The 24,534-nt window shown below is 53.9% G+C and carries 24 protein-coding genes; 3 read left to right on the forward strand and 21 right to left on the reverse strand.

Going from position 1 to position 24,534, the window contains the following annotated elements:
- The first annotated feature begins 11 nt into the window (after window positions 1-11).
- Window positions 12-602, forward strand: coding sequence for a malonic semialdehyde reductase (locus PMI17_RS23340; protein WP_007893569.1), 591 nt, complete (start codon window positions 12-14; stop codon window positions 600-602).
- Between the two features lie 47 nt (window positions 603-649).
- Here PMI17_RS23340 and PMI17_RS23345 read toward each other — a convergent pair whose 3' ends face one another.
- Window positions 650-1,159 carry a flavin reductase family protein gene (locus PMI17_RS23345; protein ID WP_007893570.1) on the reverse strand — a complete coding sequence of 170 codons (510 nt, stop codon included), beginning with the start codon at window positions 1,157-1,159 and terminating at the stop codon, window positions 650-652.
- 296 nt (window positions 1,160-1,455) lie between these two features.
- Between PMI17_RS23345 and PMI17_RS23350 the strand changes: the two genes are divergently transcribed.
- Window positions 1,456-2,202 carry a 4'-phosphopantetheinyl transferase superfamily protein gene (locus PMI17_RS23350; protein ID WP_007893571.1) on the forward strand — a complete coding sequence of 249 codons (747 nt, stop codon included), beginning with the start codon at window positions 1,456-1,458 and terminating at the stop codon, window positions 2,200-2,202.
- Between the two features lie 32 nt (window positions 2,203-2,234).
- On the opposite strand, the gene PMI17_RS23355 is transcribed toward PMI17_RS23350, so the two are convergent.
- Window positions 2,235-3,548, reverse strand: coding sequence for an NCS2 family permease (locus PMI17_RS23355; protein WP_007893573.1), 1,314 nt, complete (start codon window positions 3,546-3,548; stop codon window positions 2,235-2,237).
- 152 nt (window positions 3,549-3,700) lie between these two features.
- Between PMI17_RS23355 and yieH the strand changes: the two genes are divergently transcribed.
- Window positions 3,701-4,363 (forward strand): 6-phosphogluconate phosphatase, encoded by a 663-nt coding sequence (gene yieH, locus PMI17_RS23360; protein WP_007893575.1) that lies wholly within the window; start codon window positions 3,701-3,703, stop codon window positions 4,361-4,363.
- A gap of 147 nt (window positions 4,364-4,510) precedes the next feature.
- Here yieH and PMI17_RS23365 read toward each other — a convergent pair whose 3' ends face one another.
- The 19 genes from PMI17_RS23365 to mnmG form a co-directional block, all read right to left on the reverse strand.
- Complete coding sequence (locus tag PMI17_RS23365) at window positions 4,511-5,749, reverse strand: MFS transporter (RefSeq protein ID WP_007893577.1); 1,239 nt, start codon at window positions 5,747-5,749, stop codon at window positions 4,511-4,513.
- A 119-nt stretch (window positions 5,750-5,868) separates the two neighbouring features.
- A complete protein-coding gene (gene phoU / locus PMI17_RS23370) occupies window positions 5,869-6,603 on the reverse strand; it encodes a phosphate signaling complex protein PhoU (protein WP_007893583.1) in 735 nt (244 codons plus the stop codon).
- A gap of 14 nt (window positions 6,604-6,617) precedes the next feature.
- Window positions 6,618-7,391 (reverse strand): phosphate ABC transporter ATP-binding protein PstB, encoded by a 774-nt coding sequence (gene pstB, locus PMI17_RS23375; RefSeq protein ID WP_007893584.1) that lies wholly within the window; start codon window positions 7,389-7,391, stop codon window positions 6,618-6,620.
- Window positions 7,392-7,434: 43 nt separating this feature from the next.
- Complete coding sequence (gene pstA / locus PMI17_RS23380; protein ID WP_007893585.1) at window positions 7,435-8,322, reverse strand: phosphate ABC transporter permease PstA; 888 nt, start codon at window positions 8,320-8,322, stop codon at window positions 7,435-7,437.
- Window positions 8,319-9,281 (reverse strand): phosphate ABC transporter permease PstC, encoded by a 963-nt coding sequence (gene pstC / locus PMI17_RS23385; protein WP_007893586.1) that lies wholly within the window; start codon window positions 9,279-9,281, stop codon window positions 8,319-8,321. Before pstC ends, pstA begins: the two co-directional genes overlap by 4 nt.
- Before the next feature lie 89 nt (window positions 9,282-9,370).
- Window positions 9,371-10,414 (reverse strand): phosphate ABC transporter substrate-binding protein PstS, encoded by a 1,044-nt coding sequence (pstS, locus tag PMI17_RS23390; RefSeq protein ID WP_007893587.1) that lies wholly within the window; start codon window positions 10,412-10,414, stop codon window positions 9,371-9,373.
- Between the two features lie 176 nt (window positions 10,415-10,590).
- Window positions 10,591-12,420, reverse strand: a complete 1,830-nt coding sequence (gene glmS / locus PMI17_RS23395) for a glutamine--fructose-6-phosphate transaminase (isomerizing) (RefSeq protein WP_007893588.1) — start codon at window positions 12,418-12,420, stop codon at window positions 10,591-10,593.
- Between the two features lie 142 nt (window positions 12,421-12,562).
- A complete protein-coding gene (gene glmU, locus PMI17_RS23400) occupies window positions 12,563-13,933 on the reverse strand; it encodes a bifunctional UDP-N-acetylglucosamine diphosphorylase/glucosamine-1-phosphate N-acetyltransferase GlmU (protein WP_007893589.1) in 1,371 nt (456 codons plus the stop codon).
- Window positions 13,934-14,096: 163 nt separating this feature from the next.
- The gene (locus tag PMI17_RS23405) at window positions 14,097-14,516 is read right to left on the reverse strand and encodes a F0F1 ATP synthase subunit epsilon (protein WP_007893591.1); all 420 of its coding nucleotides are present in this window, start codon (window positions 14,514-14,516) and stop codon (window positions 14,097-14,099) included.
- 24 nt (window positions 14,517-14,540) lie between these two features.
- Entirely contained in the window at window positions 14,541-15,938 is a 1,398-nt protein-coding gene (atpD, locus tag PMI17_RS23410; protein ID WP_007893594.1) for a F0F1 ATP synthase subunit beta, read from the reverse strand.
- A gap of 63 nt (window positions 15,939-16,001) precedes the next feature.
- Window positions 16,002-16,868, reverse strand: coding sequence for a F0F1 ATP synthase subunit gamma (gene atpG, locus PMI17_RS23415; RefSeq protein WP_007893596.1), 867 nt, complete (start codon window positions 16,866-16,868; stop codon window positions 16,002-16,004).
- A gap of 52 nt (window positions 16,869-16,920) precedes the next feature.
- On the reverse strand, window positions 16,921-18,462 hold the full coding sequence (gene atpA / locus PMI17_RS23420) for a F0F1 ATP synthase subunit alpha (RefSeq protein ID WP_007893598.1): 1,542 nt from the start codon (window positions 18,460-18,462) through the stop codon (window positions 16,921-16,923).
- Between the two features lie 14 nt (window positions 18,463-18,476).
- Window positions 18,477-19,010 (reverse strand): F0F1 ATP synthase subunit delta, encoded by a 534-nt coding sequence (gene atpH, locus PMI17_RS23425; RefSeq protein ID WP_007893600.1) that lies wholly within the window; start codon window positions 19,008-19,010, stop codon window positions 18,477-18,479.
- 14 nt (window positions 19,011-19,024) lie between these two features.
- A complete protein-coding gene (gene atpF, locus PMI17_RS23430; protein WP_007893603.1) occupies window positions 19,025-19,495 on the reverse strand; it encodes a F0F1 ATP synthase subunit B in 471 nt (156 codons plus the stop codon).
- A 107-nt stretch (window positions 19,496-19,602) separates the two neighbouring features.
- Window positions 19,603-19,842: a F0F1 ATP synthase subunit C gene (gene atpE / locus PMI17_RS23435; RefSeq protein ID WP_003849523.1), complete on the reverse strand. Its 240-nt coding sequence runs from the start codon at window positions 19,840-19,842 to the stop codon at window positions 19,603-19,605.
- 49 nt (window positions 19,843-19,891) lie between these two features.
- Window positions 19,892-20,710, reverse strand: coding sequence for a F0F1 ATP synthase subunit A (atpB, locus tag PMI17_RS23440; RefSeq protein ID WP_007893608.1), 819 nt, complete (start codon window positions 20,708-20,710; stop codon window positions 19,892-19,894).
- A gap of 8 nt (window positions 20,711-20,718) precedes the next feature.
- Complete coding sequence (atpI, locus tag PMI17_RS23445; protein ID WP_007893609.1) at window positions 20,719-21,099, reverse strand: F0F1 ATP synthase subunit I; 381 nt, start codon at window positions 21,097-21,099, stop codon at window positions 20,719-20,721.
- A gap of 713 nt (window positions 21,100-21,812) precedes the next feature.
- Entirely contained in the window at window positions 21,813-22,430 is a 618-nt protein-coding gene (gene rsmG, locus PMI17_RS23450) for a 16S rRNA (guanine(527)-N(7))-methyltransferase RsmG (protein WP_007893610.1), read from the reverse strand.
- Between the two features lie 47 nt (window positions 22,431-22,477).
- A complete protein-coding gene (gene mnmG / locus PMI17_RS23455) occupies window positions 22,478-24,367 on the reverse strand; it encodes a tRNA uridine-5-carboxymethylaminomethyl(34) synthesis enzyme MnmG (RefSeq protein ID WP_007893611.1) in 1,890 nt (629 codons plus the stop codon).
- Window positions 24,368-24,534: the final 167 nt, after the last annotated feature.

The following is a 24,534-nucleotide window of genomic DNA, read 5'->3' on the forward strand; positions in this document are numbered from 1 at the left end:
AGGAGAGAAACATGAGTACAACGCTCGACAGCGTGGCGCTGAACGCGCTGTTTAATGAAGCCCGCACCCACAGTTACTGGCAGGACAAACCAATTTCTCAGGAGGTGCTGAAGCAGCTCTATAACCTGACCGCGCTGGGGCCGACTTCTGCTAACTGCTCGCCGGGTCGTTTTGTATTTGTGACGTCGCAGGAAGGCAAAGAGAAGCTGAAACCGGCGCTCTCGTCTGGCAACGTCGACAAAACCATGGCGGCGCCGGTGACGGTGATTGTGGCGTGGGATCCGGAATTCTACGAAGCGTTGCCAAAGCTGTTTCCACATGGCGATGCACGCAGCTGGTTCACCAGCAGCCCAGACCTGGCGAAAGAGACCGCGTTCCGTAATAGCAGCCTGCAGGCAGGATATTTGATTCTGGCAGCGCGTTCGCTGGGATTGGATGCGGGCCCTATGTCCGGTTTCGATCCGTCAAAAGTGAACGAAGCGTTCTTCAGCGAGAGCAAATGGCAGGTGAATTTACTGATTAATCTGGGCTACGGCGAAGCCAGCAAACTGCACGCGCGTCTGCCGCGTCTTGGCTTTGATGAAGCCAGCACTTTTGCCTGAGTGAGGAAAGGCGTCGGGCTTAACCCATGACGCCGATTCCTGCGCGGTTAGCCCAGTGAATGGAAACCGCTGTTGAAGTAGATCATCGGCTCTGCCGCTTCACCAGGCAGAGCGATGCCAACAATCCGTGCCAGCAGCACGCTGTGCGTGTTCCACTCCACCACTTTCTCCAGCTGACAATCAAAGCTCACCAGCGCATCAGCCAGGATCGGCGAGCCGGTATTCAGCGTCTGCCAGGCGCCATTGTGAAAACGCTCGGACCGGCGAGAAGATTGGCTGAACTGGGCACACAGGTCATCATGCTGTTCACGCAGCACGTTAACGGCAAAATGGCCGGCTTCGATAAAGGCATCATGACTGGATGCACTGCGATTGACGCACACCAGCAGACTTGGCGGCTCAGCAGCCAGCGAGCTGACTGATGTCGCAATCAGCCCCAGCTTTTCGCCCTGAAATTCGGTGGTAACCAGAGAAACGCCCGCCGTTAAGCGACGCATGCCGTGACGAAACTCATCAAGAGAGATCGATTCCTGGCGAGTAATAGCGGTAACTGACATAGAAAACTCCGACGTGCATGCTTCTAAGATGCGCACGATTGGCAGATGAATAAATGGGTTAGCGCACTTCAATGTGCCTTTTTTACTGCCCAAATCCTACACCACATCAGACCGTTCGGCACCCGTTCAGCGATGAATCTGCAAAAGCGTTCTATGCAAAGTTGCCAAATGGGATTGTCGCTCGGCTTCGTCCTTATCTGAAATATCGTCTTATCCCTCTTAAGCCGGATGCAAACCCATGAGAAAATTCTTACAATAGCACTGATGATTATTCGACCATTTTCACGGAGCGACAGATGGCTAGTCATTTTGTTCGTTGGATAGGTAATCCGCCCTTCTCTTCAGAGAACATGCGGGTTCCACAGGATGTGATCAACAGTGCCGACCGCTTCGCTGACAAGCGGCGCGGACGCTTTTTAGCGGCGCGCGAACTGCTGGCGCAGTTAATGCTGCGCGTCTATGGCATTCATGAACTTCCGCAGCTGATCACCACCAGCAGCGGACGTCCCCGTTTTGCTGATCCCACGCTACCGGATTTCAGTATTTCCTACGCTGGCAATACCATTGGCGTGCTGCTGGCGGAAGAAGGCGGACGCGCTGGGCTGGATATGGAAATAGTGCGCGCCCACAGCCGTCAAACTCAGGAGATGCTGACGCAGGATCTCTCCTCCGGCGAAAAAGCCTGGATCAACGCGCAGCAGGATTTCATGGAAGCGCTGACGCAAATCTGGACGTTGCGCCAAAGCATTCTTAAGCTCACCGGCGAATCTGATAGCGGCATTGATTCCCTGCGTTTGCATCCCGCAGCTGGCCGACTGCGCTCTACCGTGTTTCCCGATATTCAGGCGGTATGTGATGCCGAACCTACACTGGTGTGGTCGTGTGCGCTGTCGCCAGGCACCGGACGCTTACGCCTGTGGGAGATTGATGGCGCGCAGCAATGGCAATCGCTGCGCGATGTCGAGATGAGCAAACCCAACATGGGGCCGCGCACCTTGCGCCTGACCAGCTTGGTCACACCGCATGAGATGGGGCATCCATAGTAATAAAGGCCGCAGTCGCGGCCTTTATTGGTTTAGTGGGAGTCGATAAAGACGATTTTCAGCACGAACAGCAGAGCAACCACCACCACGCACGGGCTGATTTCACGCCAGCGGCCGGTACCTAATTTCATCACGCAGTAAGAGATAAAGCCCAGCGCGATGCCTTCGGTGATCGAGAAGCTAAAAGGCATCATTGCGGCAGTGACAAACGCCGGAACCGCTTCGGTGAGGTCGTCCCACTGCACGCGAGATAGCGATGCCGTCATCAGCACGCCAACGTAAATCAGCGCACCCGCCGCCGCATAGGATGGCACCATCGCGGCCAGCGGTGACAGGAACATCACCAGCAGAAAAAGAATCCCGGTAATCACCGCCATCAAGCCAGTACGTCCGCCGATCGCCACGCCGGACGAGCTTTCAATATAAGCGGTAACTGAAGAGGTGCCGATCAGTGAACCGGTGACGGAACTAATGCTATCGACATACAGCGCCTGCTTCATGCGCGGGAAAGTGCCTTTCTCATCGGTCAGTCCGGCTTTATCCGTCACGCCAATCAACGTGCCGGATGAGTCGAACAGGTTAACCAACATAAAGGAGAAGATCACACCGGCCATACCAATGTTGAACGCGCCTTTGATATCGACCTGGCCCACTACGGAGGTGATAGCAGGCGGCGGCGCAAACACGCCGCTGAATTTCACATCGCCAATTATCAGACCTAGCGCGGTGGTCACCACAATCGACACCAGCACCGCCGCATGAATGTTACGCGAAGCCAGAATAGCGATGATAAAGAAGCCAAGCGCACCGAGCAGCACGCTGTGCGAGGTCAGATTGCCGACGGCAACGATAGTATCGGCGTTCGGCACGATGATGCCGGCATTTTTCAGCCCCATCATGGCGATAAACAGGCCAATACCGGCGGTGATGCCGACGCGCAGGCTCAGCGGAATATTCGCAATCATCCAGTAACGCACGCGCAGCAGCGTGAGGATCAGTAGACCCAGTGCGCCCCAGAAAATCGCGCCCATGCCAATCTGCCACGAGTAGCCCATTGCACCGACCACCACAAAGGCGAAGAAGGCATTGAGGCCCATCGCCGGCGCCAATGCCACCGGCAGATTCGCCACCAGCCCCATCAGGATGCTGCCGAACGCGGCAATTAAGCAGGTAGTCACAAAGACAGCCTGGGTATCCATGCCCGCCACGCCAAGAATTTGCGGGTTAACAAAGACGATGTAGACCATCGTCAGGAAAGTGGTGCACCCGGCGATCACTTCTGTACGCACGGTGGTGCCGTGTTCCTGCAGTTTGAAGATGCGCTGCAAAAGACCCTGATTATTCATTTCACTGTTCCGATGAAAAAATTTATCGCCGCGTATCGTATAGAGTTTGGCGCGGCAAAACACTGATTATTCGCAACCGGTTGCTCAGGGTCGCTTTCTGCGCTCAGTACGCTAGAGTGTCAGCTTATTGTTTAACAAAAGGATGATGTGCGATGTCGGTTGAATGTATTTTTTTTGATTGCGACGGCACGCTGGTCGACAGCGAAGTAATCTGTACGCAATCTTACGTCAACACCTTTGCCCGCTACGGTATTGAGCTCTCGCTGCAGCAGATGTTTGAGCAATATAAAGGGGTGAAGCTCTACGACATCATCCGCGACGTGGCGGCAGAACATCAGGTTGAGTTGCCGCTTGAAGAGGTGGAAACCGCCTATCGCGCCGAAGTGGCGCGACTGTTCGATCTCGATTTAAAGCCGATTGACGGTGCCAACGCGCTGGTGGAGCGCGTAAAAGTGCCAATGTGCGTGGTTTCGAACGGCACGGTAAAGAAGATGCAACATTCGCTGGGCTTAACCGGCATGCTGCCGTATCTGGAGGGGAAATTGTACAGCGGTTATGACATTAACCACTGGAAGCCCGATCCGGAGCTGATGTATCACGCGGCCGAGCAGATGCAGGTGCCGATTGAGCAATGCATTCTGGTAGATGATTCAGAGGCGGGCGCACGTGCGGGAATCGCCGCCGGGATTCCGGTGTTTTACTACTGCGCCGATGCGCACAATCCCGAGTTAGATCATCCGCTGGTGACGCGCTTTGATGATATGGCGCAGTTGCCGGATCTGTGGCGCGCACGCGGCTGGGATTTGGTGGGATAGGTGCTGGCTGTCCCCCATCCCGGCCTTCCCCCACGAGTGGGGGAAGGAGACGCTGCCACATGCAACTCCCCAACTACCCTATAGCAGCATCATCCTCCCCCACTCGTGGGGGAGGATTGAGGAGGGGGACAGCCAGCACAATCCAAATCAGCCAATCGCCCCCAGCGAATCCTCGTTGCTCTGCTTCTTCGGCAGCAGGAACAGCGTGGCAACGATATCCAGCAGATAAATCAGCGCCAGCAGCGTAATCGCGGCGGTGAAAGAGATGTTGGTGGCCAGCAAACCAATCACCAGCGGACCAAAACCACCCACGCCACGCCCAAGATTAAACAACACGTTCTGTGCTGTCGCACGTGCTTGCGGCGGGAAGGTATCTGAAATCAGCGCGCCGTAGCCGCCAATCATACCGTTCACAAACATCCCCATCAGCGCGCCAGTAAACAGCATCACCGTTGGATCGCGTAGCTGTGCGTACACCACCACCATCACCACCGCGCCGAACTGGTACAGCAGGAAGATTTTCCAGCGCGCGAAGCGATCGGCCAGTACGCCAAACAGCCAGATACCGAACGTCATGCCCACCACCGTCACCGCAGTCCACAAGCCAGATTTGGTCAGGCTGAAACCGAAGTTGGAGGAGAGATAGCTCGGCATCCAGATCATCAGCCCGTAATAACCAAAGTTTTGCACTGAGCAAAGGATGAATATCCCCAGACTGGCTTTGCTGGTCGCGCGATCGGCGAACAGCAATTTAATACGCGCAGCGAAAGAGAGCTGCGGCGTTTTCTCAACGTGGCGGGTAAAGCCTTCCGGCTCGCCCATGCTGCGACGAATAACAAACGAGACCAGCGCCGGCAGCAACCCGACGAGGAACATGCCGCGCCAGCCAATCACGCTCAGCAGCGGCGGCGTGATAAAGGCCGCCAGCAGCACACCAAGCTGCCAGCCAATGCCAACCCATGCCGAGGCGCGATTGCGCTTCTCTTTCGGCCAGGCTTCGGCAATCAGCGCCATGCCGATGCCGAATTCGCCGCCCAACCCCACGCCTGCCAGCGTACGGTACGCCAGCAAGTCCCAATAACCCTGCGCCACGGCGCACAGACCGGTGAATACCGAGAACATCAAAATGGTTATGGTGAGAATACGGATGCGGCCATAACGATCGCTCAGATGACCAAATACAATGCCGCCGATCACCGCACCGATCAGTGTCCAGGTCACCAGGGAACCCGCCTGAGAAGGATCGAGCGCCAGCGAGACGCTGATCGCCGGCAGCATAAAGCCGAGTATCAGCAGATCGAATCCGTCCATAGCGTAGCCGCTGATGGCAGCCACCATGGCTTTCGCCGGCGTTATGGCTTGTTTTGTAGGAGTTGGGGAGGACATGCGGCAGCACCTTGCAGAAAAAAGTGCGCCAAGTATAAAGAGAGGGAATCGTTGAGAACAGGCAGAATTTAAGCAGGCGGCCCGTTAGCCACAGTGGCAACGGGTCGCCAAAGCGATAATCAAGAGGGTTTATTGCTACCGTCGTCACCCGACAGCAGTTCATCCAGCTTGTCGCCGCCCACATGACGGAAATCCTGACCTTTGACGAAATAGAAAATAATTTCGCAGATGTTCTGGCAGCGATCACCGATACGCTCGATGGCGCGCGCGCAGAACAGCGCGGTCAGCACGCTGGGAATGGTACGCGGATCTTCCATCATATAGGTCATCAGCTGACGCACGATGCCTTCATACTCTTTATCTACCTTCTTGTCTTCACGGTAAATTTTGATGGCTTCGTTGAGATCCATGCGCGCAAACGCATCCAGCACGTCATGCAGCATCTGCACGGTGTGATGACCGAGCGCTTCGAGGCTTACCAGCAGCGGCAGATGCTGCTGGCTGAATTTCTCCAGCGCGGTGCGGCTGATTTTCTCCGCCACATCGCCAATGCGTTCCAGCTCTGAAATGGTTTTGATGATCGCCATCACCAGGCGTAAATCGCTGGCGGTAGGCTGACGTTTGGCGATGATGCGCACGCAGGCTTCATCAATCTCCACTTCCATCATGTTGACCTTCTGGTCGCCGTCGATCACGTGACGCGCCAGCTCGCCATCCTGGTTGTGCATCGCGGTGATGGCATCCATCAGCTGCTTCTCAACCATGCCGCCCATAATCATCACTTGCGTGCGAATGTGCTCCAGCTCCGCATTGAACTGACCGGAGATGTGTTTGTTCAGATTTAAATTATCCATGTGCGTCTCCTGAATCAGCCGTAACGACCGGTGATGTAATCTTCGGTCTGCTTCTGTGCGGGCTTAGTGAACAAAGTATCGGTATCGCTAAACTCAATCAGCTCGCCCAGATACATAAAAGCGGTGTGATCAGAACAACGCGCGGCCTGCTGCATGTTGTGGGTCACGATTACCACGGTGTAATCCTGCTTCAGCTCGGTGATCAGCTCTTCGATACGGCCGGTTGAGATGGGATCGAGCGCTGAACACGGCTCATCCAGCAACAGGACTTCCGGACGAATCGCGATACCGCGAGCGATACACAAACGCTGCTGCTGACCGCCGGAAAGACTGTAACCGCTCTGATGCAGCTTGTCTTTGGTTTCATTCCATAGCGCCGCTTTGGTCAGCGCCCACTGCACGCGCTCGTCCATATCGGCGCGCGACAGCTTTTCAAACAGACGTACGCCGAAAGCGATGTTGTCGTAAATCGACATCGGGAACGGCGTCGGCTTCTGGAATACCATGCCAACGCGCGCGCGCAGCAGGGCGATATCCTGATTAGATGCCAGAATGTTATCGCCATCCAGCAGGATGTCACCTTCTGCACGCTGCTCGGGATAGAGCGAGTACATTTTGTTGAAGGTGCGCAGCAGCGTGGATTTACCGCAGCCTGATGGGCCGATAAACGCGGTGACCTGGTTTTTAGTGATATCCAGGTTGATGTTTTTCAGCGCGTGAAACTTACCGTAATAGAAGTTCAGATTACGGACCTGAATTTTACCGGCTGATGAAGTCACGTTACTCATTCTCGTCTCTCATAAGCAGCGCCGCCGAAGCCGCGCCGGGAAATTAGTGTTTGCCCTTGGCGAAAATCACACGCGCCGCAATGTTCAGCAGCAGCACGCACACTGTAATAATCAGCACACCCGCCCATGCCAGGCTTTGCCATTCGGCAAACGGGCTCATGGCGAATTTAAAGATGGTGACCGGCAGATTCGCGATCGGCTGCATCATGTCGGTGCTCCAGAACTGGTTCGACAGCGCAGTGAACAGCAGCGGAGCGGTTTCACCGGCGATACGCGCCACAGCCAACAGCACACCGGTGATGATGCCGGAAACCGAGGCTTTCAGCGTAATGGCTGAAATCATCTTCCACTTCGGCGTACCCAGCGCATAAGCCGCTTCACGCATGCTGTCTGGCACCAGACGCAGCATATTCTCGGAGGTACGAATCACAATCGGTATCTGCAACAGCGCCAGCGCCACCACGCCGGCCCAGCCGGAAAAGTGCTGCATCTGCGCCACCACGATGGTGTAGACGAACAGCCCCACCACAATCGAGGGTGCGGACAGCAAGATATCGTTGATGAAGCGAATCACTTCTGCCAGCCAGTGTTTACGGCCATATTCCGCCAGATAAATCCCGGCCATGATGCCGAGCGGCGTTCCGATGATCGTCGACCAGAAAATCAGTAAGCCACTGCCGACTAAGGCGTTGGCCAAACCACCACCAGCAGTATTGGGTGGCGGAGTCGATTCGGTAAACAGCGACCAGCTCAAACCATCGACACCGCGCGTCACTGTAGTGAAAAGAATCCACACCAGCCAAAACAGGCCGAAAGCCATGGTCAGCAGCGACAGCGTCAGGGCAATTTTGTTTTTGGTACTGCGCCACGCCTGCATTTTGCGGCGCGATACTTCCAGCTCAGCGCGAGCCTGCACTTCAATAACGGTCATGAACGGGCTCCTTCACTCTTCGCCAGTCGCAGGATCATCAGTTTTGAGATCGCCAGTACGATAAAGGTAATCACGAACAGAATCAGACCCAGCTCCATCAGTGCCGCTACGTGCACGCCGGATTCCGCTTCAGCAAATTCGTTGGCCAGCGCGGAGGTAATACTGTTGCCCGGCATAAACAGCGATGGGCTGTCGAGCTGGTAGGTGTTCCCGATGATGAAGGTTACCGCCATGGTTTCACCCAAAGCGCGCCCCAGGCCGAGCATAACGCCGCCGATCACACCGTTTTTGGTGAACGGCAGTACGATGCGCCAGATCACTTCCCACGTGGTGCAGCCGATACCGTAAGCCGACTCTTTCATCATTACCGGCGTCTGCTCAAACACGTCACGCATCACCGAGGCGATGTACGGAATGATCATGATGGCGAGAATCACGCCCGCCGCCAGGATACCGATACCAAAAGCCGGGCCAGAGAACAGCGTGCCAACAATCGGGATAGTCGACATCACATTGCCAACCGGCGTCTGGAAATATTCGGCGAACAGCGGGGCAAAAACAAACAGGCCCCACATGCCGTAAACAATGCTCGGGATCGCTGCCAGCAGCTCAATGGCGGTGCCCAGCGGGCGACGCAGCCAGCCCGGCGCCAGTTCCGTCAGGAACAGCGCAATGCCGAAGCTCACCGGCACGGCAATGATCAGGGCAATAATCGAGGTGACGAGGGTGCCGTAAATCGGTACCAGCGCACCAAATTGTTCGTTCGGCGCATCCCAGGTTTTATTCCACAGGAAGGAGAAACCAAATTTTTGGATGCTAGGCCAGGAGGAGAAAATCAGGGAGACGATAATGCCACCCATCAACAGCAACACGATAAGCGCGGACAGCTTAACCAGCGCGCCGAAAATCATGTCGCCTTGTTTACCGGGGGCTTTGAACGTCGGCTTAGTGGCAGCCATAGAATTCTCTGTTCTCAGGAGGATGTCAGGGCAGCACGCATGCCGCCCATTGGGGTTGGCCAACCGTCTCGGCTGGCCAGGTAAATCGGTTACTGGTACAGCGCTTTACCGGAGCTATCTTTAATGTTGGCTTTCCACGCTGCACGAATCTGGTCAGCGACGCTTTCTGGCAGCGCTGCATAATCCAGGTCGGTTGCGGTTTTGCTGCCACCTTTGTAAGCCCAGTCGAAGAACTTCAGCACTTCGCTACCTTTCTCAGCGTTAGCCTGATCTTTATAAATCAGGATGAAGGTGGTTGAGGTGATTGGCCATGCATCGTTGCCTTTCTGGAAGGTGAGATCCTGAGCAAAGGTTTTGCTCCAGTCTGCGCCTTTCGCCGCGTTAGCAAAGCTCTCTTCGCTTGGTGCTACCGCTTTACCGTCGGCATCAACCAGTTTGGTGTAGGTCAGGTTGTTCTGCTTGGCGTAAGCGTACTCTACGTAGCCAATCGAACCCGGCAGACGCTGTACGAAAGCGGCTACGCCGTCGTTACCCTTGCCGCCCAGACCGGTTGGCCAGTTAACGGTGTTACCTTTACCAATTTTGCTGTTCCACTCTTCGTTCACTTTCGCCAGGTAGCTGGTGAAGACGAATGAAGTACCGGAACCGTCAGCGCGGCGGACCACGTTAATGTTGGAATCTGGCAGTTTCACGCCTGGGTTCAGTTTAGTGATTGCCGGGTCGTTCCACTTTTTGATGGTGCCGAGGTAGATATCACCCACGGTTTTACCGTCGAGAGTCAATTCACCTGATTTCACACCTGGGATGTTAACCGCCAGCACCACACCACCGATGACGGTAGGGAACTGGAACAGGCCATTTTTCTGCAGATCTTCTTCTTTCATTGGCGCATCTGACGCACCGAAATCGACGGTTTTCGCGATGATTTGCTTCACGCCGCCTGAAGAACCAATACCCTGATAGTTGATTTTGCTACCGGTGGCTTGCTGATACTCGGCTGCCCACTTGGCATAAACCGGTGCCGGGAATGTCCCGCCTGCGCCCGTCAGATCGGTTGCTGCAAAAGCAGAGACCGCGCTTACTGCGAAGGTGGCGGCGAGGATTCGGGCTACGGTGCTACGCATCAGTGTCATGTTCCCTCCAGGGGATTTAAAAAAATCAGGCTCAATGCCTTTTTAGTAGGAGTTAGTGATTGCTGCTGGAGGGAAAATAGGACAGTTTGATGACAGTGAAATGTACGAAATGTGACAGTTATATGACAGCACGCGGAAATGAAGCGGGCCCGTTGCGGGCCCACTCTGATGACTGATTACTCTACGGTAACCGATTTTGCCAGGTTACGCGGCTGGTCTACATCGGTGCCTTTAATTAGCGCTACGTGATAGGAAAGCAGCTGTAACGGCACGGTGTAGAAGATCGGTGCAATCACCTCTTCTACGTGTGGCAGTGAGATGATTTTCATGCCCTCGCTGTCGCTGAAACCGGCATCCTGATCGGCAAACACATACAGCAAACCGCCGCGCGCGCGTACCTCTTCAATATTGGATTTCAGCTTTTCCAGCAGTTCGTTGTTTGGCGCCACCACGATTACCGGCATATCCGCATCAATCAACGCCAGCGGACCATGCTTCAGCTCGCCTGCCGCATAGGCTTCGGCGTGAATATAGGAGATCTCTTTTAGCTTCAGCGCACCTTCCATGGCGATGGGATACTGATCGCCACGCCCAAGGAACAGCGCGTGATGTTTATCCGAGAAACCCTCCGCCAGGCTTTCAATCACTTTATCCTGCGCCAGCATCTGCTCGATACGGCTTGGCAATGCCTGCAGCGCATGCACAATTTCGTGCTCGGTTTCGGCTTTCATGCCGTGCAGACGACCGAGTTTCGCCACCAGCATCAGCAACACCGCCAGCTGCGTGGTGAAGGCTTTGGTCGAAGCAACACCAATTTCGGTGCCGGCTTTGGTCATCAGCGCCAAATCTGACTCACGCACCAGCGATGAACCAGCTACGTTACAGATCGCCAGCGAACCGAGATAACCCAGCTCTTTCGACAGACGCAGCGCGGCCAGCGTATCGGCGGTTTCACCCGATTGTGACAGCGTGATCAGCAGGCTATTTTTGCGTACCGCGGATTTGCGATAGCGGAATTCGGAGGCGATCTCCACATCACAAGGCAGGTTGGCCAGCGATTCAAACCAGTAGCGCGACACCATGCCGGAGTTGTATGAGGTGCCGCAGGCAATGATCTGAATGTGTTCGACCTGGCTCAGCAGCTTCTCGGCATCCGCGCCCAGCTCGCTGAGATCGACTTCACCGTGATTAAAACGCCCGGTTAAGGTGTTTTTAATCGCATTTGGCTGCTCGTAAATCTCTTTCTGCATGTAGTGACGATAGATGCCTTTATCACCGGCATCGTACTGTGCGGTCGATTCGATTTCAGCACGCTTAGCGGGCTTGCCTTCACGATCGATGATAGTGATTTCGCGGCGGGTGATCTCCGCGATATCGCCCTCTTCCAGATAAACGAAGCGGCGCGTCACCGGCAGTAAGGCCAGTTGATCGGAAGCGATAAAGTTTTCACCCACGCCACGGCCAATCACCAGCGGGCTACCGGAACGCGCCGCCACCAGCAGCGATGGATCGCGGCTGTCCATGATCACCATGCCATAAGCGCCACGCAGTTGCGGGATCACGCGCAATACCACTTCACGCAACGTGCCGCCCTGCTTCTGCTCCCAATGCACCAGATGCGCCACCACTTCAGTGTCGGTTTCTGAGGCAAAGTGATAGCCGCGCTCAAGCAACTGGGCGCGCAGCGGCTCATGGTTCTCAATGATGCCGTTGTGCACGATGATGATGTGCTCAGAAACATGCGGATGCGCATTGGCCTCTGACGGCTCACCGTGGGTCGCCCAACGCGTGTGCGCGATGCCGGTGCCACCAATCAGCGGCTGTTGTTCTGCCGCTTCCGCCAGATTTTGCACTTTGCCCAGACGACGCAGGCGCGTCATGTGCCCCTGTCGATCAACCACTGCCAGACCGGCAGAGTCATAACCGCGATACTCAAGACGACGCAAACCTTCCAGCAGAATTTCTGCGATGTCACGCTGCGCTACTGCCCCAACAATTCCACACATAGTAATTTCCTGACTTCATGGCTTTTGGCCATTGCGTTGTCATACGACCTGATTTCCGGCGTTGCCGGTTCCCCGAGCCTTGTAGAGAAGGGGATGTAGTTATGGCACTGCTAATGGGCCGATCATTGTCGACCCTTAAAATTTATTTTTTCTTTACCGGGCGCTGCCAGCCAGACTTCTGATTCTGCTCTTTACGGTTATAGACCAGGTCAGCGGCTGTCACATCTTTCATTATGGTGGTGCCGGCGGCAATAGTCGCGCCGCTCGCCACGCTGACAGGTGCCACCAGCTGTGTATCTGAACCGATAAACACGTTGTCGCCGATGATGGTTTTGGATTTGTTGGCGCCATCGTAATTGCAGGTAATGGTGCCGGCGCCAATATTCACGCCCGCGCCAATTTCCGCATCGCCAAGGTAGGAGAGATGACCGGCTTTGGAGCCTTTACCCAGCGTGGCTTTCTTCATTTCAACGAAGTTGCCGACGTGGGCTGCTTCAGCCAACTCGCTGCCCGGACGCAGACGCGCGAAAGGTCCAACCGTACAGGCAGCGGCTAAGGTGGCATCTTCGAGTACCGAATAGGGGCTGATTTCACAGTCGTCCGCAATCACGCTGTTTTTGATGATGCAGCCTGCGCCAATTTTGACGCGGTTGCCAAGCGTGACTTCGCCTTCGATGATCACGTTGGTATCGATCTCAACATCACGTCCATGCTGCAGCGAGCCGCGCAGATCGAAACGTGCTGGATCGCGCAGCATCACACCCGCCAGCAGCAGCCTTTCTGCCTGCTCGCTTTGATATACGCGCTCAAGTGTTGCCAGCTGCAGGCGATTATTTACCCCATCGGTTTCACTGATACGCGCTGGGTGCACCGCATTGATCACCCGGCCTTCACGATGCGCCATGGCGATGATATCGGTGATATAGAATTCGCCCTGCGCATTGTTGTTGTTGAGCTGCGCCAGCCAGCGCTTGAGATCGCCGCCGTTGGCAATCAGGATGCCAGTGTTGATTTCCTGGATTTTTAGCTGTTCTGCCGATGCATCTTTCTGCTCGATAATGCCAGTCACCGTGCCGTTTTCACGCACGATGCGGCCGTAACCGGTGGGGTTATCCAAAACGACGGTGAGTAAACCAATGCCACCAGCCGGTTTAGCGTCACGCAGACGTTGCAAGCTGGCCTGCGAGATCAGTGGCACATCGCCGTACAACATCAGGATATCTTCGTCATCAGCAAAGAAAGGGGCCGCCTGCTGCATCGCATGGCCGGTGCCGAGCTGTTCTGCCTGCAACACCCAATTAAGTGCGTTATCCGCCAATGTTGATTGCAGTAAATCACCGCCATGGCCATAAACCAGATGGATCTGCTGTGCGCCCAAACCTGTTGCGGCATCAATCACGTGCTGGACCATCGGTTTTCCTGCAAGGGTGTGCAGAACTTTAGGCAGGTCGGAATACATTCGGGTGCCTTTGCCAGCGGCCAGGATCACCACACTCATCGCGTTCGTAGACATAACTATCCTGATTCTCTTCAACTTTCGAAAGTGTAAGGTTTAACCCTGAGATTACTACATTTTTCTCAGGTCGAAATTAGCGGGTGTCATCGCGCTGCAGCAAACGCCAGGCAAAAAAAATGCCAGCCCAAAGGGCTGGCATTTCGTGACGCATAAAGCCTGATTACATCGCTTTTTTGGTCAGCTCGATAACACGCAGTTTCGCGATGGCTTTCGCCAGCTCCGCAGAAGCCTGAGCATAGTCCACGTCGCCGTGGCTGCTGTTCATGTGCTCTTCCGCTTTACGTTTCGCTTCCTGCGCGCGCGCTTCGTCAAGGTCTTCACCGCGAATCGCGGTGTCAGCCAGAACGGTGGTGCTGCCAGGTTGTACTTCCAGCACGCCGCCAGAGAGGTAGATATACTCCTCTTCGCCGTGCTGTTTCACGATGTGAATCATACCAGGCTTGATGGCTGTCAGCAGCGGGGCGTGGCCAGGACGAATACCCAGCTCACCTTCGCTACCTGACACCTGGATGCGCTGAACCAGACCGGAGAACATTTGTTGCTCCGCGCTGACCACGTCCAGATGATAAGTCATAGCCATACCATTCCTCCTGGGAAACCGAAATTACAGTTTCTTCGCTTTTTCTACGGCTTCTTCGATAGCGCCGACCATGTAGAACGCCTGCTCTGGCAGGTGGTCGAATTCGCCTTCCATGATGCCTTTGAAGCCACGGATGGTGTCTTTCAGGGTAACGTATTTACCTGGAGAACCGGTGAAGACTTCAGCAACGAAGAACGGCTGAGACAGGAAGCGCTGAATCTTACGCGCACGTGCCACCAACAGTTTGTCTTCTTCAGACAGCTCGTCCATACCGAGGATGGCGATGATGTCTTTCAGTTCCTGGTAACGCTGCAGCAGAGACTGCACGCCACGCGCAACGTCATAGTGCTCCTGACCCACGATCAGTGGATCCAGCTGACGGCTGGTAGAATCCAGCGGGTCAACGGCTGGGTAGATACCCAGAGAGGCGATCTGACGGCTCAGCGTAACGGTTGAGTCTAAGTGAGCAAAGGTGGTTGCTGGTGACGGGTCAGTCAAGTCATCCGCAGGAACGTAAACGGCCTGTACAGAGGTGATTGAACCGGTCTTGGTGGAGGTAATACGCTCCTGCAACACACCCATCTCTTCTGCCAGCGTCGGCTGATAACCTACCGCAGATGGCATACGACCCAACAGTGCTGATACTTCAGTACCGGCCAGGGTGTAACGATAGATGTTGTCGATGAACAGCAGAACGTCACGGCCTTCATCACGGAATTTTTCCGCCATGGTCAAACCGGTCAGTGCTACGCGCAGACGGTTACCCGGCGGCTCGTTCATCTGGCCATACACCAGCGCTACTTTATCGATAACGTTGGAGTCAGTCATTTCGTGGTAGAAGTCGTTACCCTCACGAGTACGCTCACCCACACCAGCAAAGACCGAATAACCTGAGTGCTCAGCCGCGATGTTACGGATCAGCTCCATCATGTTTACGGTTTTACCTACACCCGCACCACCGAACAGACCGACTTTACCGCCCTTAGCGAACGGACACATCAGGTCGATAACCTTGATGCCGGTTTCCAGCAGTTCCTGCGAGTTAGACTGATCTTCATATGAAGGTGCTGCGCGGTGAATAGAGGAAACCTCTAATGCGCTGCCATCGTCATTCTGCAGGTCGCCTTTCATGTCGATTGGCTCACCCAATACGTTCATGATACGGCCGAGGGTTGCTTTACCAACCGGAACCTGGATAGGTTTTTTCAGGTCGGTAACTTCCAGACCGCGCTTCAGGCCGTCAGAAGTACCCATGGCAATGGTACGAACCACGCCACCACCCAGCTGCTGCTGAACTTCCAGCACCAGACGAGCATCACCATTTTTCACCTCGAGAGCGCTGTATACCTGCGGTACCGCGTCCTGAGGGAATTCGACGTCAACTACGGCGCCGATAATCTGGACAATCTTTCCAGCTGCCATCTTGAATCCTCTACCTAATACGAAAATACCCAGCCGCGCTCGCGCGACAGGATATATGCCTGGTTAAACCGCGGAGGCTCCCGAGACGATCTCGGTAAGTTCCTGGGTGATGCTGGCCTGACGAGCTTTGTTGTAAACCAACTGCAGCTCTTTGATCAGGTTTCCGCCGTTATCGGTTGCAGCTTTCATCGCAACCATACGTGCGGCCTGCTCACTGGCCAGGTTTTCCACCACACCCTGATAAACCTGCGATTCGACATAACGGCGCAGCAGGGTATCCAGCAGCGCTTTCGGATCGGGTTCGTACAGGTAATCCCAGGTCTTCGCCTTCATCTCTTCTTCACCTTCCGCTGGCGGTAACGGCAGCAGTTGGGTAATGGTCGGAGTCTGAGACATGGTGTTATTAAACTTGTTGGCAACGATATACAGCTTGTCGATGCGACCTTCATCATAGGCCTGCAACATCACTTTTACCGGGCCGATCAAATCAGACAGTGCAGGCTTATCGCCCATACCGGTGACTTGTGCCACGATGTTGCCACCTACAGAGCCGAAGAATGAATTGCCTTTAGAACCAATAACGGCCAGATCGCTCTGCACACCTTTATCAGCCCAGCCCTTCATATCTGCCAGCAATTTTTTGAACAGGTTAATGTTCAAACCACCACAAAGCCCGCGGTCAGTCGAAACGACCAGGTAGCCGACGCGCTTAACGTCACGCTCATCCAGGTAAGGGTGCTTGTATTCCAGATTACCCAGAGCAAGGTGACCAATCACTTTGCGCATGGTATCTGCATACGGACGGCTGGCCGCCATGCGTTCCTGCGTTTTACGCATTTTGGAGGCGGCGACCATTTCCATCGCTTTGGTGATCTTCTGCGTATTTTTTACGCTTCCGATCTTACTACGTATTTCTTTTGCGCCGGCCATTAGCTTCTCCTCAAAGCCTTGCGGCCTGCCTTTTCAGACAAGCCGCCAGACATTACCAGGACTGGGTTGCTTTAAACGTTTCGAGGAGGCCTTTCAGCTTCTCTTCGATTTCGTTATTGAAGTTACCCGCTTGGTTGATTTCAGCCATCAGCTCAGCGTGATCGCGATCCGCGAACGCCAGCAGAGCGGCTTCGAAGCTGCCGACTTTCGCCAGGTCAACATCGTTCAGATAGCCGCGCTCAGCAGCAAACAGCACCAGACCCTGCTGCGCGACTGACATCGGCGCATACTGTTTCTGTTTCAGCAGCTCGGTCACTTTCTGACCGTGGCTCAGCTGTTTACGTGTTGCATCGTCCAGATCGGAAGCGAACTGAGAGAACGCAGCCAGTTCACGATACTGTGCCAGCGCGGTACGGATACCACCGGACAGTTTCTTGATGATCTTGGTCTGTGCAGCACCACCAACACGGGATACAGAGATACCCGGGTTAACGGCTGGACGAATACCGGAGTTGAACAGGTTCGATTCCAGGAAGATCTGACCATCGGTAATCGAGATTACGTTGGTCGGAACGAACGCGGAAACGTCACCCGCCTGAGTTTCGATGATTGGCAGTGCGGTCAATGAACCGGTCTGGCCTTTCACTTCACCGTTGGTGAAGCGCTCAACGTAGTCAGCGCTAACGCGTGATGCACGCTCCAGCAGACGAGAGTGGAGATAGAACACGTCGCCAGGGAAAGCTTCACGACCTGGTGGACGGCGCAGCAGCAGAGAAATCTGACGGTAAGCAACAGCCTGCTTAGACAGGTCATCGTATACGATCAGTGCATCTTCACCGCGGTCACGGAAGTACTCACCCATCGCACAACCGGCGTACGGTGACAGGTACTGCAGTGCTGCAGATTCAGAAGCAGAAGCGACAACGACGATGGTGTTAGCCAGCGCGCCGTGCTCTTCCAGTTTGCGAACGACGTTAGAAATGGTTGACGCTTTCTGGCCAATCGCAACGTAGACACACTTGATGCCTGAATCACGCTGGTTGATGATGGCGTCGATTGCCATTGCGGTTTTACCGGTCTGACGGTCACCGATGATCAGCTCACGCTGGCCACGGCCGATTGGAATCATCGCATCGACAGATTTGTAACCGGTCTGAACAGGCTGGTCTACTGACTGACGGTCGATAACGCCCGGTGCAATCACTTCAACAGGCGAGAAGCCGTCGTTTTCGATTGCGCCTTTACCGTCGATCGGTGCACCCAGGGTGTTCACCACACGACCCAGCAGGCCGCGGCCAACTGGAACTTCTAAAATACGACCCGTACATTTCACTTTCATGCCTTCCGCGAGGTCAGCATACGGGCCCATCACTACTGCACCAACCGAGTCACGCTCGAGGTTCAGTGCGATAGCGTAACGGTTGCCCGGCAGGGCAATCATCTCACCCTGCATAACATCGGCCAGGCCGTGTACGCGGATGATACCGTCACTTACAGAAACAATAGTACCTTCGTTGTGAGCTTCACTCACGACATTGAACTGAGCAATGCGCTGCTTGATCAGTTCGCTGATTTCGGTGGAATTCAGTTGCATATGCTCCAGTCCCCTTAAGACTGCAAGACGTCTGCCAGACGATCAAGACGGCCGCGTACGCTGCCATCAATGACCAGGTCACCCGCACGGATAACCACACCTGCCATTACAGACTTATCAATTTTGCAATTCAGCTTAACTTTACGTGACAGACGTTTTTCCATCGCGGCGCTGATTTTAGTCAGCTGACTGTCACTCAGCGTGCTGGCAGAAATCACATCAACTTCCGCTGTCGCTTCATGAGCGTCACGCAGTTGAATGTACTGAGCCAGTACCGCTGGAAGCGCTGTCAAACGTCCGTTTTCGGCCATCACCTTAATCAGGTTCTGGGCGTTTTCATCAAGTTGATCGCCACAAACTGCAATGAAAGAAGCAGATAACGCTTCCGGTGCAAGCGCACCGGAAAGAAGATCTGCGATCTGTTCGTTGCGAGCCACTTCTGCGGCAAACGCCAGCATTGATTGCCAGCGATCGATGCTTTGATGCTCAACAGCAAAGTCAAAAGCTGCTTTGGCGTAGGGGCGAGCTACAGTAATAAGATCAGACATCAGCCCCTCCCTCCTTACAGTTCAGCGACCAGTTTATCAACGATGTCGCTGTTAGCAGCTTCATCCACGGAACGTTCGATGATTTTCTCGGCGCCAGCTAATGCCAGCAACGCGACTTGCTTACGCAGCTCTTCACGGGCACGCGAACGCTCGGCATCAATTTCTGCCTGCGCCTGTGCCACGATGCGGTTACGTTCAGTCTCAGCTTCAGTTTTGGCTTCGTCCAGAATCTGGGCACGGCGTTTGTTCGCCTGCTCGATAATGACCTGAGCGTCTTCTTTGGCTTTTTTCAGCTGGTCGGTCGCATTGGCCTGCGCGAGATCTAAATCTTTCTTCGCGCGCTCAGCAGAAGCAAGGCCTTCAGCAATTTCTTTCTGGCGCTTCTCGATGGCAGCCATAATCGGCGGCCATACGTACTTCATGCAGAACGCGACAAACAGAATGAACGCGATGGCCTGGCCGAGGATTGTTGCATTAATGTTCACAGCACAATGCCTCTTATTAAGTTAACTTGCTCTGCCGCTATCAGAGATAAACGGCAGAATCCGTCCCTCATCACACCAGGTGCCATGAGTGAACAAGGCTACCAGGTTTAAGCGACAGCAAACATCACGTAGAGACCCAGACCTACAGCGATCATCGGGATAGCATCCACCAGACCCATTACAACAAAGAACTGCGTACGCAGCAGAGGGATCAGATCCGGTTGACGCGCGGCGCCTTCCAGGAATTTACCTCCGAGGATGCCGATACCGATCGCAGCACCGATTGCCGCCAGGCCCATCATCACAGCGGCAGCCATGTACAGCAGATCCATATTCAGGTTTTCCATGACAGTCTCCAGTTTGTTTCAGTTAAAAGCTTAAGTGTTGAGATAAAAATCAATGTTCTTCAGATGCCATCGACAGATAGACGATCGTGAGGACCATGAAAATGAAAGCCTGCAGCGAAATGATCAGGATGTGGAAAATGGCCCAAGGCACATTCAACAACCACTGCGACCACCACGGCAGCAAGCCGGCAATCAGGATAAAGATCAGCTCACCCGCATACATGTTACCGAACAATCGCAGACCCAGTGAAACAGGCTTGGACAGCAGGCTAACACCTTCAAGAATCAGGTTAATGGGGATGAAGATCGGGTGATTAAAAGGCTGCAGCGTCAACTCTTTGGTGAAGCCGCCAATGCCTTTCATTTTGATGCTGTAGAACAGAATCAAAATAAATACGCCCAGCGCCATAGACAGCGTGATGTTCACGTCTGCAGACGGCACGACGCGCAGCGCCGGCAGGCCTAAATAGTGCTCGCCGATAAACGGCAGCAAATCGATAGGCAGCAGATCCATGAAGTTCATCAGGAAGACCCAGACGAAAATCGTCAGAGCCAGCGGGGCGATAAGTTTGCTTTTACCGTGGTACATGTCGCGCACGTTGTTATCAACGAAGCCGACAACCAGTTCGATAGCCGCTTGTAATTTCCCTGGAACACCGCTGGTAGCGCTTTTGGCCACTTTGCGGAACAACACCAGGAAAATAAGTCCCAGCACCACAGAGAAAAACATGGAATCGATATTTAATACCCAGAACGTCGCAGGAGCGTCGTGCGGATTCACCAACTCGAAAGTACGCAGGTCCAACTGAAGGTTATTCAGATGGTGACCTATGTATTCTTGCGGAGTAGAGATTTCTCCAGCAGCCATGATGCCTCTTACCCTTTGTTGTTAATTACAGCCGGAGCGACGATCTGCACCACCAGCACCGATAACCACGTGATTGCGAGTGGCCAGAAGACCGCTCCAAACACACCCAACGCCACCGCGAGAAAAATGACCGTTGTAAACACCTTGAACACTTCCCCGAGGGCGAAGCTCCAGGCAACACGGCCTTTCGCAGGCGTTTGATCCTGCAGGCGCCAGGCTAAAAACATAAACAACACGTTCGGCAGCCAGGCTGCCACTCCACCGGCGATGGCGGAGGCGCCCCAGGTGACCTCTTTCAGGGTAAAGAGCGCACCGATGATGACAAAGGTCACCAGCTGAATTATCAGCACGGCCCGGGCTAATTTCACACTGTAAAGAGACACTGACATGACGCTGAACTCTCCTGCCCCGAACGGGGTATGTCGCGTGTCGTATAAGACTGCCTTTACTCATTTGAGTCAAGCAGCAAAAGCCGTGCAAATTATACGGGCGCCACCTGCGATTTCAATCGGTAAGTAGCGAAAAGGTGAACAATTATTTAAATTTCTTTCTGAAGGACTCTTTTTCAAAACATCGACTTCCGACAATGCTTCGCTGAAAGTCTGAAATCGCCCATTCAACTTGCTTTTAAAGCGTGCTTTAGATCACATAATAAACAAGGAATAACTAGGAAAATTTGTTTATGACAAGAATCATTCGATTCAAAAACGGGTTAAAGCACTTACTTATCATTCGGTTAAAATTATTACTTACGTGCTGAATCAGGATTTTCGATAAAAACACTCTATTGACATCATGTGCTGCAATAAAAACGTAAAATTGATATTACGCACGCCAATTTATTGCAGAGTTATATTTTCAACAGTGATTATTCGGCCAGGTAAATACACGCAATAAAGTGATCTAAGTGATAATGAAATGTGAATTAATCGTTAAATGTAACAGAGCTTTTCGGATAATTTCCGGCGAGGATGTTAACTCGCTCACCCTGCCCTGCTAAATAAAACCCTTTATCTTAAAGTGTTCAATCGCTGCTTTTTCATTCAGCACATTCGCTAAGACAAACGGCATGAACGGGCTTATATCCATACCGTTTTAAAGGCTATTGCCGGGAAATCACCACCAGATGACGTTCACCATCTAATTCGGGTACCCGTAACGGCTGAATTTTTTCTACCACAAAGCCAGCAGGCAACGCGGAAATCTCATCATCCGGACGCACACCTTTTAAGGCATAAAAGCGGCCTTCGCGGCCCGGCAAATGATGACACCAGTTCAACATGTCTTCCAGCGAAGCAAATGCACGGCTGATAACGCCGTCAAACGGTGGTTCGGATGGGAACTCTTCAACGCGGCTCTGCACCGGCGTGACGTTAGTAAGTCCTAACTCATGCTGTACCTGACGCAGAAAACGCACGCGTTTGCCGAGGCTATCCAGCAAGGTGAAATGCGACTGAGGACGCACGATGGCCAACGGAATACCCGGCAGACCCGGCCCTGTGCCAACATCAATAAAGCGTTCGCCCTGCAGATGCGGCTCAACCACCACGCTATCGAGAATATGACGCACCAGCATCTGCTGTGGATCGCGCACCGAAGTCAGGTTGTAGGCTTTATTCCACTTATGCAGCAATTCAACATAGCCTACCAACTGTTGTTTTTGTTGATCGGTAAGGGAAATGTTTGCCGCTTTCAGCAGCGAGGAGAGTTTGTTGATCACAACGAGAATTCCATTAACGGGGGCGAGTTGCCTCGCCCCAAAGTCTATCAGGCGCTTTTACGCAGCAGGCCCTGTTTCTTCAGGTAAATCAGCAGAATTGAAATTGCTGCCGGTGTGATACCCGAAATACGTGAAGCCTGGCCGATGGAGGTGGGTTTGTGATCGTTAAGCTTAGCGATCACTTCATTCGACAGGCCATTCACCTGACGATAATCGAGCTCCACAGGCAACAAGGTATTTTCATTGCGCTGCTGGCGATCAATCTCTTCTTGCTGGCGCGCGATGTAACCTTCGTACTTCACCTGAATCTCCACCTGCTCAGCGGCTTGCTCATCAAGCAGTGCCGGACCGTAGCTGGCGAGCGACGTCAGCAGTGGGTAAGTCATCTCTGGACGACGCAGCAGATCTTCGCCGCTGGCTTCTTTAGTCAGCGGGGCGCTGATCACGGCGTTGACTTCAGCCACGTTATCCGATTTCGGATGCACCCACAGATCGCGCAGGCGTTGACGCTCTTGCTCAATCGCTTCCAGTTTCTGGTTGTAGCGCGCCCAGCGATCATCATCAACCAGGCCGAGTTCACGACCCGCTTCAGTCAGACGCAGATCGGCGTTATCTTCACGTAGCATCAAGCGGTATTCCGCGCGCGATGTGAACATGCGGTATGGCTCTTTGGTACCTAAGGTACAGAGATCGTCAACCAACACACCGAGGTAGGCCTGATCGCGACGTGGCGCCCAGCCCTCTTTGTCTGCAGAGGAACGTGCTGCATTCAGCCCTGCCAGCAAACCTTGCGCCGCCGCTTCTTCGTAGCCGGTGGTGCCGTTGATCTGACCGGCAAAGAACAGGCCGTGGATAAATTTGCTTTCCAGCGTCGGCTTCAGATCGCGAGGATCGAAGAAATCATACTCAATGGCATAACCCGGACGGATGATCTTCGCGTTTTCCAATCCTTTCATGGAACGCACGATCTGCATCTGTACGTCAAACGGCAGGCTGGTGGAGATGCCATTCGGGTAGATCTCGTTGCTGGTAAGGCCTTCCGGCTCCAGGAAGATCTGGTGCGCGTTACGATCGGCAAAGCGCATAACTTTGTCTTCAATCGACGGGCAGTAACGTGGACCAATCCCTTCGATGATCCCGGCGTACATCGGGCTACGATCGAGGTTGTTGCGGATCACGTCATGCGTCTGCTCGTTGGTGTAGGTGATCCAGCACGGCACCTGTTGCGGATGCTGTGATGCCTTACCCATGAACGAGAACAGCGGCATCGGGTTATCACCGTGCTGCGGAGTCAGTACTGAAAAATCAATCGAGCGAGCATCGATACGTGGTGGCGTACCGGTTTTCAAGCGATTTACACGCAACGGCAGTGCACGCAAACGCTTTGCCAATGGAATTGATGGCGGATCGCCCGCTCGACCACCGCTGTAGTTATCCAGGCCAATATGGATTTTGCCATCAAGGAACGTCCCGACGGTCAGTACCACGGTTTTGGCGCGGAATTTCAAGCCCATCTGCGTCACAGCACCGACGACGCGATCGTTTTCCACAATCAGATCGTCAACTGCCTGCTGGAAGATCATCAGGTTGGGCTGGTTCTCCAGCGCAGTGCGTACCGCCTGGCGATACAGCACGCGGTCAGCCTGAGCACGAGTAGCGCGAACGGCTGGGCCCTTGCTGGCGTTTAGTATCCTAAACTGTATGCCAGCCTGGTCAATTGCCGTGGCCATCAAACCGCCTAAGGCATCCACTTCCTTCACCAGATGTCCTTTCCCGATGCCACCGATCGCCGGATTACAGGACATTTGTCCAAGCGTATCAATGTTATGGGTGAGTAACAGGGTTTGCTGACCCATTCGGGCGGCGGCCATCGCGGCCTCTGTGCCCGCATGACCACCACCGATTACGATGACGTCAAAAGGATCTGGATAAAACATGAAGTGGTCCTCGTTAGTGTTCGGACAGGGATTGTTGCCCTGGGCGGTGGATTCTACTGAAATTATGTCGGCTGCGAAAGTCGCGGGATCCTGAGGTTTTAAATAAAGGATCTTTAGATCTTTTATATGATCTCTCTGTTAGATCTACTATTAGGATCGCACCAGGC

It is taken from the genome of Pantoea sp. GM01, from assembly GCF_000282675.1.
GTDB classification, from domain to species: Bacteria; Pseudomonadota; Gammaproteobacteria; order Enterobacterales; family Enterobacteriaceae; genus Pantoea; species Pantoea nemavictus.

Coding starts and splice junctions, on each gene's coding strand:
- PMI17_RS23340 (WP_007893569.1), top strand. CDS start 12: ATGAGTACAACGCTCGACAGCGTGGCGCTGAACGCGCTGTTTAATGAA.
- PMI17_RS23345 (WP_007893570.1), bottom strand. CDS start 1,159: ATGTCAGTTACCGCTATTACTCGCCAGGAATCGATCTCTCTTGATGAG.
- PMI17_RS23350 (WP_007893571.1), top strand. CDS start 1,456: ATGGCTAGTCATTTTGTTCGTTGGATAGGTAATCCGCCCTTCTCTTCA.
- PMI17_RS23355 (WP_007893573.1), bottom strand. CDS start 3,548: ATGAATAATCAGGGTCTTTTGCAGCGCATCTTCAAACTGCAGGAACAC.
- yieH (WP_007893575.1), top strand. CDS start 3,701: ATGTCGGTTGAATGTATTTTTTTTGATTGCGACGGCACGCTGGTCGAC.
- PMI17_RS23365 (WP_007893577.1), bottom strand. CDS start 5,749: ATGTCCTCCCCAACTCCTACAAAACAAGCCATAACGCCGGCGAAAGCC.
- phoU (WP_007893583.1), bottom strand. CDS start 6,603: ATGGATAATTTAAATCTGAACAAACACATCTCCGGTCAGTTCAATGCG.
- pstB (WP_007893584.1), bottom strand. CDS start 7,391: ATGAGTAACGTGACTTCATCAGCCGGTAAAATTCAGGTCCGTAATCTG.
- pstA (WP_007893585.1), bottom strand. CDS start 8,322: ATGACCGTTATTGAAGTGCAGGCTCGCGCTGAGCTGGAAGTATCGCGC.
- pstC (WP_007893586.1), bottom strand. CDS start 9,281: ATGGCTGCCACTAAGCCGACGTTCAAAGCCCCCGGTAAACAAGGCGAC.
- pstS (WP_007893587.1), bottom strand. CDS start 10,414: ATGACACTGATGCGTAGCACCGTAGCCCGAATCCTCGCCGCCACCTTC.
- glmS (WP_007893588.1), bottom strand. CDS start 12,420: ATGTGTGGAATTGTTGGGGCAGTAGCGCAGCGTGACATCGCAGAAATT.
- glmU (WP_007893589.1), bottom strand. CDS start 13,933: ATGTCTACGAACGCGATGAGTGTGGTGATCCTGGCCGCTGGCAAAGGC.
- PMI17_RS23405 (WP_007893591.1), bottom strand. CDS start 14,516: ATGGCTATGACTTATCATCTGGACGTGGTCAGCGCGGAGCAACAAATG.
- atpD (WP_007893594.1), bottom strand. CDS start 15,938: ATGGCAGCTGGAAAGATTGTCCAGATTATCGGCGCCGTAGTTGACGTC.
- atpG (WP_007893596.1), bottom strand. CDS start 16,868: ATGGCCGGCGCAAAAGAAATACGTAGTAAGATCGGAAGCGTAAAAAAT.
- atpA (WP_007893598.1), bottom strand. CDS start 18,462: ATGCAACTGAATTCCACCGAAATCAGCGAACTGATCAAGCAGCGCATT.
- atpH (WP_007893600.1), bottom strand. CDS start 19,010: ATGTCTGATCTTATTACTGTAGCTCGCCCCTACGCCAAAGCAGCTTTT.
- atpE (WP_003849523.1), bottom strand. CDS start 19,842: ATGGAAAACCTGAATATGGATCTGCTGTACATGGCTGCCGCTGTGATG.
- atpB (WP_007893608.1), bottom strand. CDS start 20,710: ATGGCTGCTGGAGAAATCTCTACTCCGCAAGAATACATAGGTCACCAT.
- atpI (WP_007893609.1), bottom strand. CDS start 21,099: ATGTCAGTGTCTCTTTACAGTGTGAAATTAGCCCGGGCCGTGCTGATA.
- mnmG (WP_007893611.1), bottom strand. CDS start 24,367: ATGTTTTATCCAGATCCTTTTGACGTCATCGTAATCGGTGGTGGTCAT.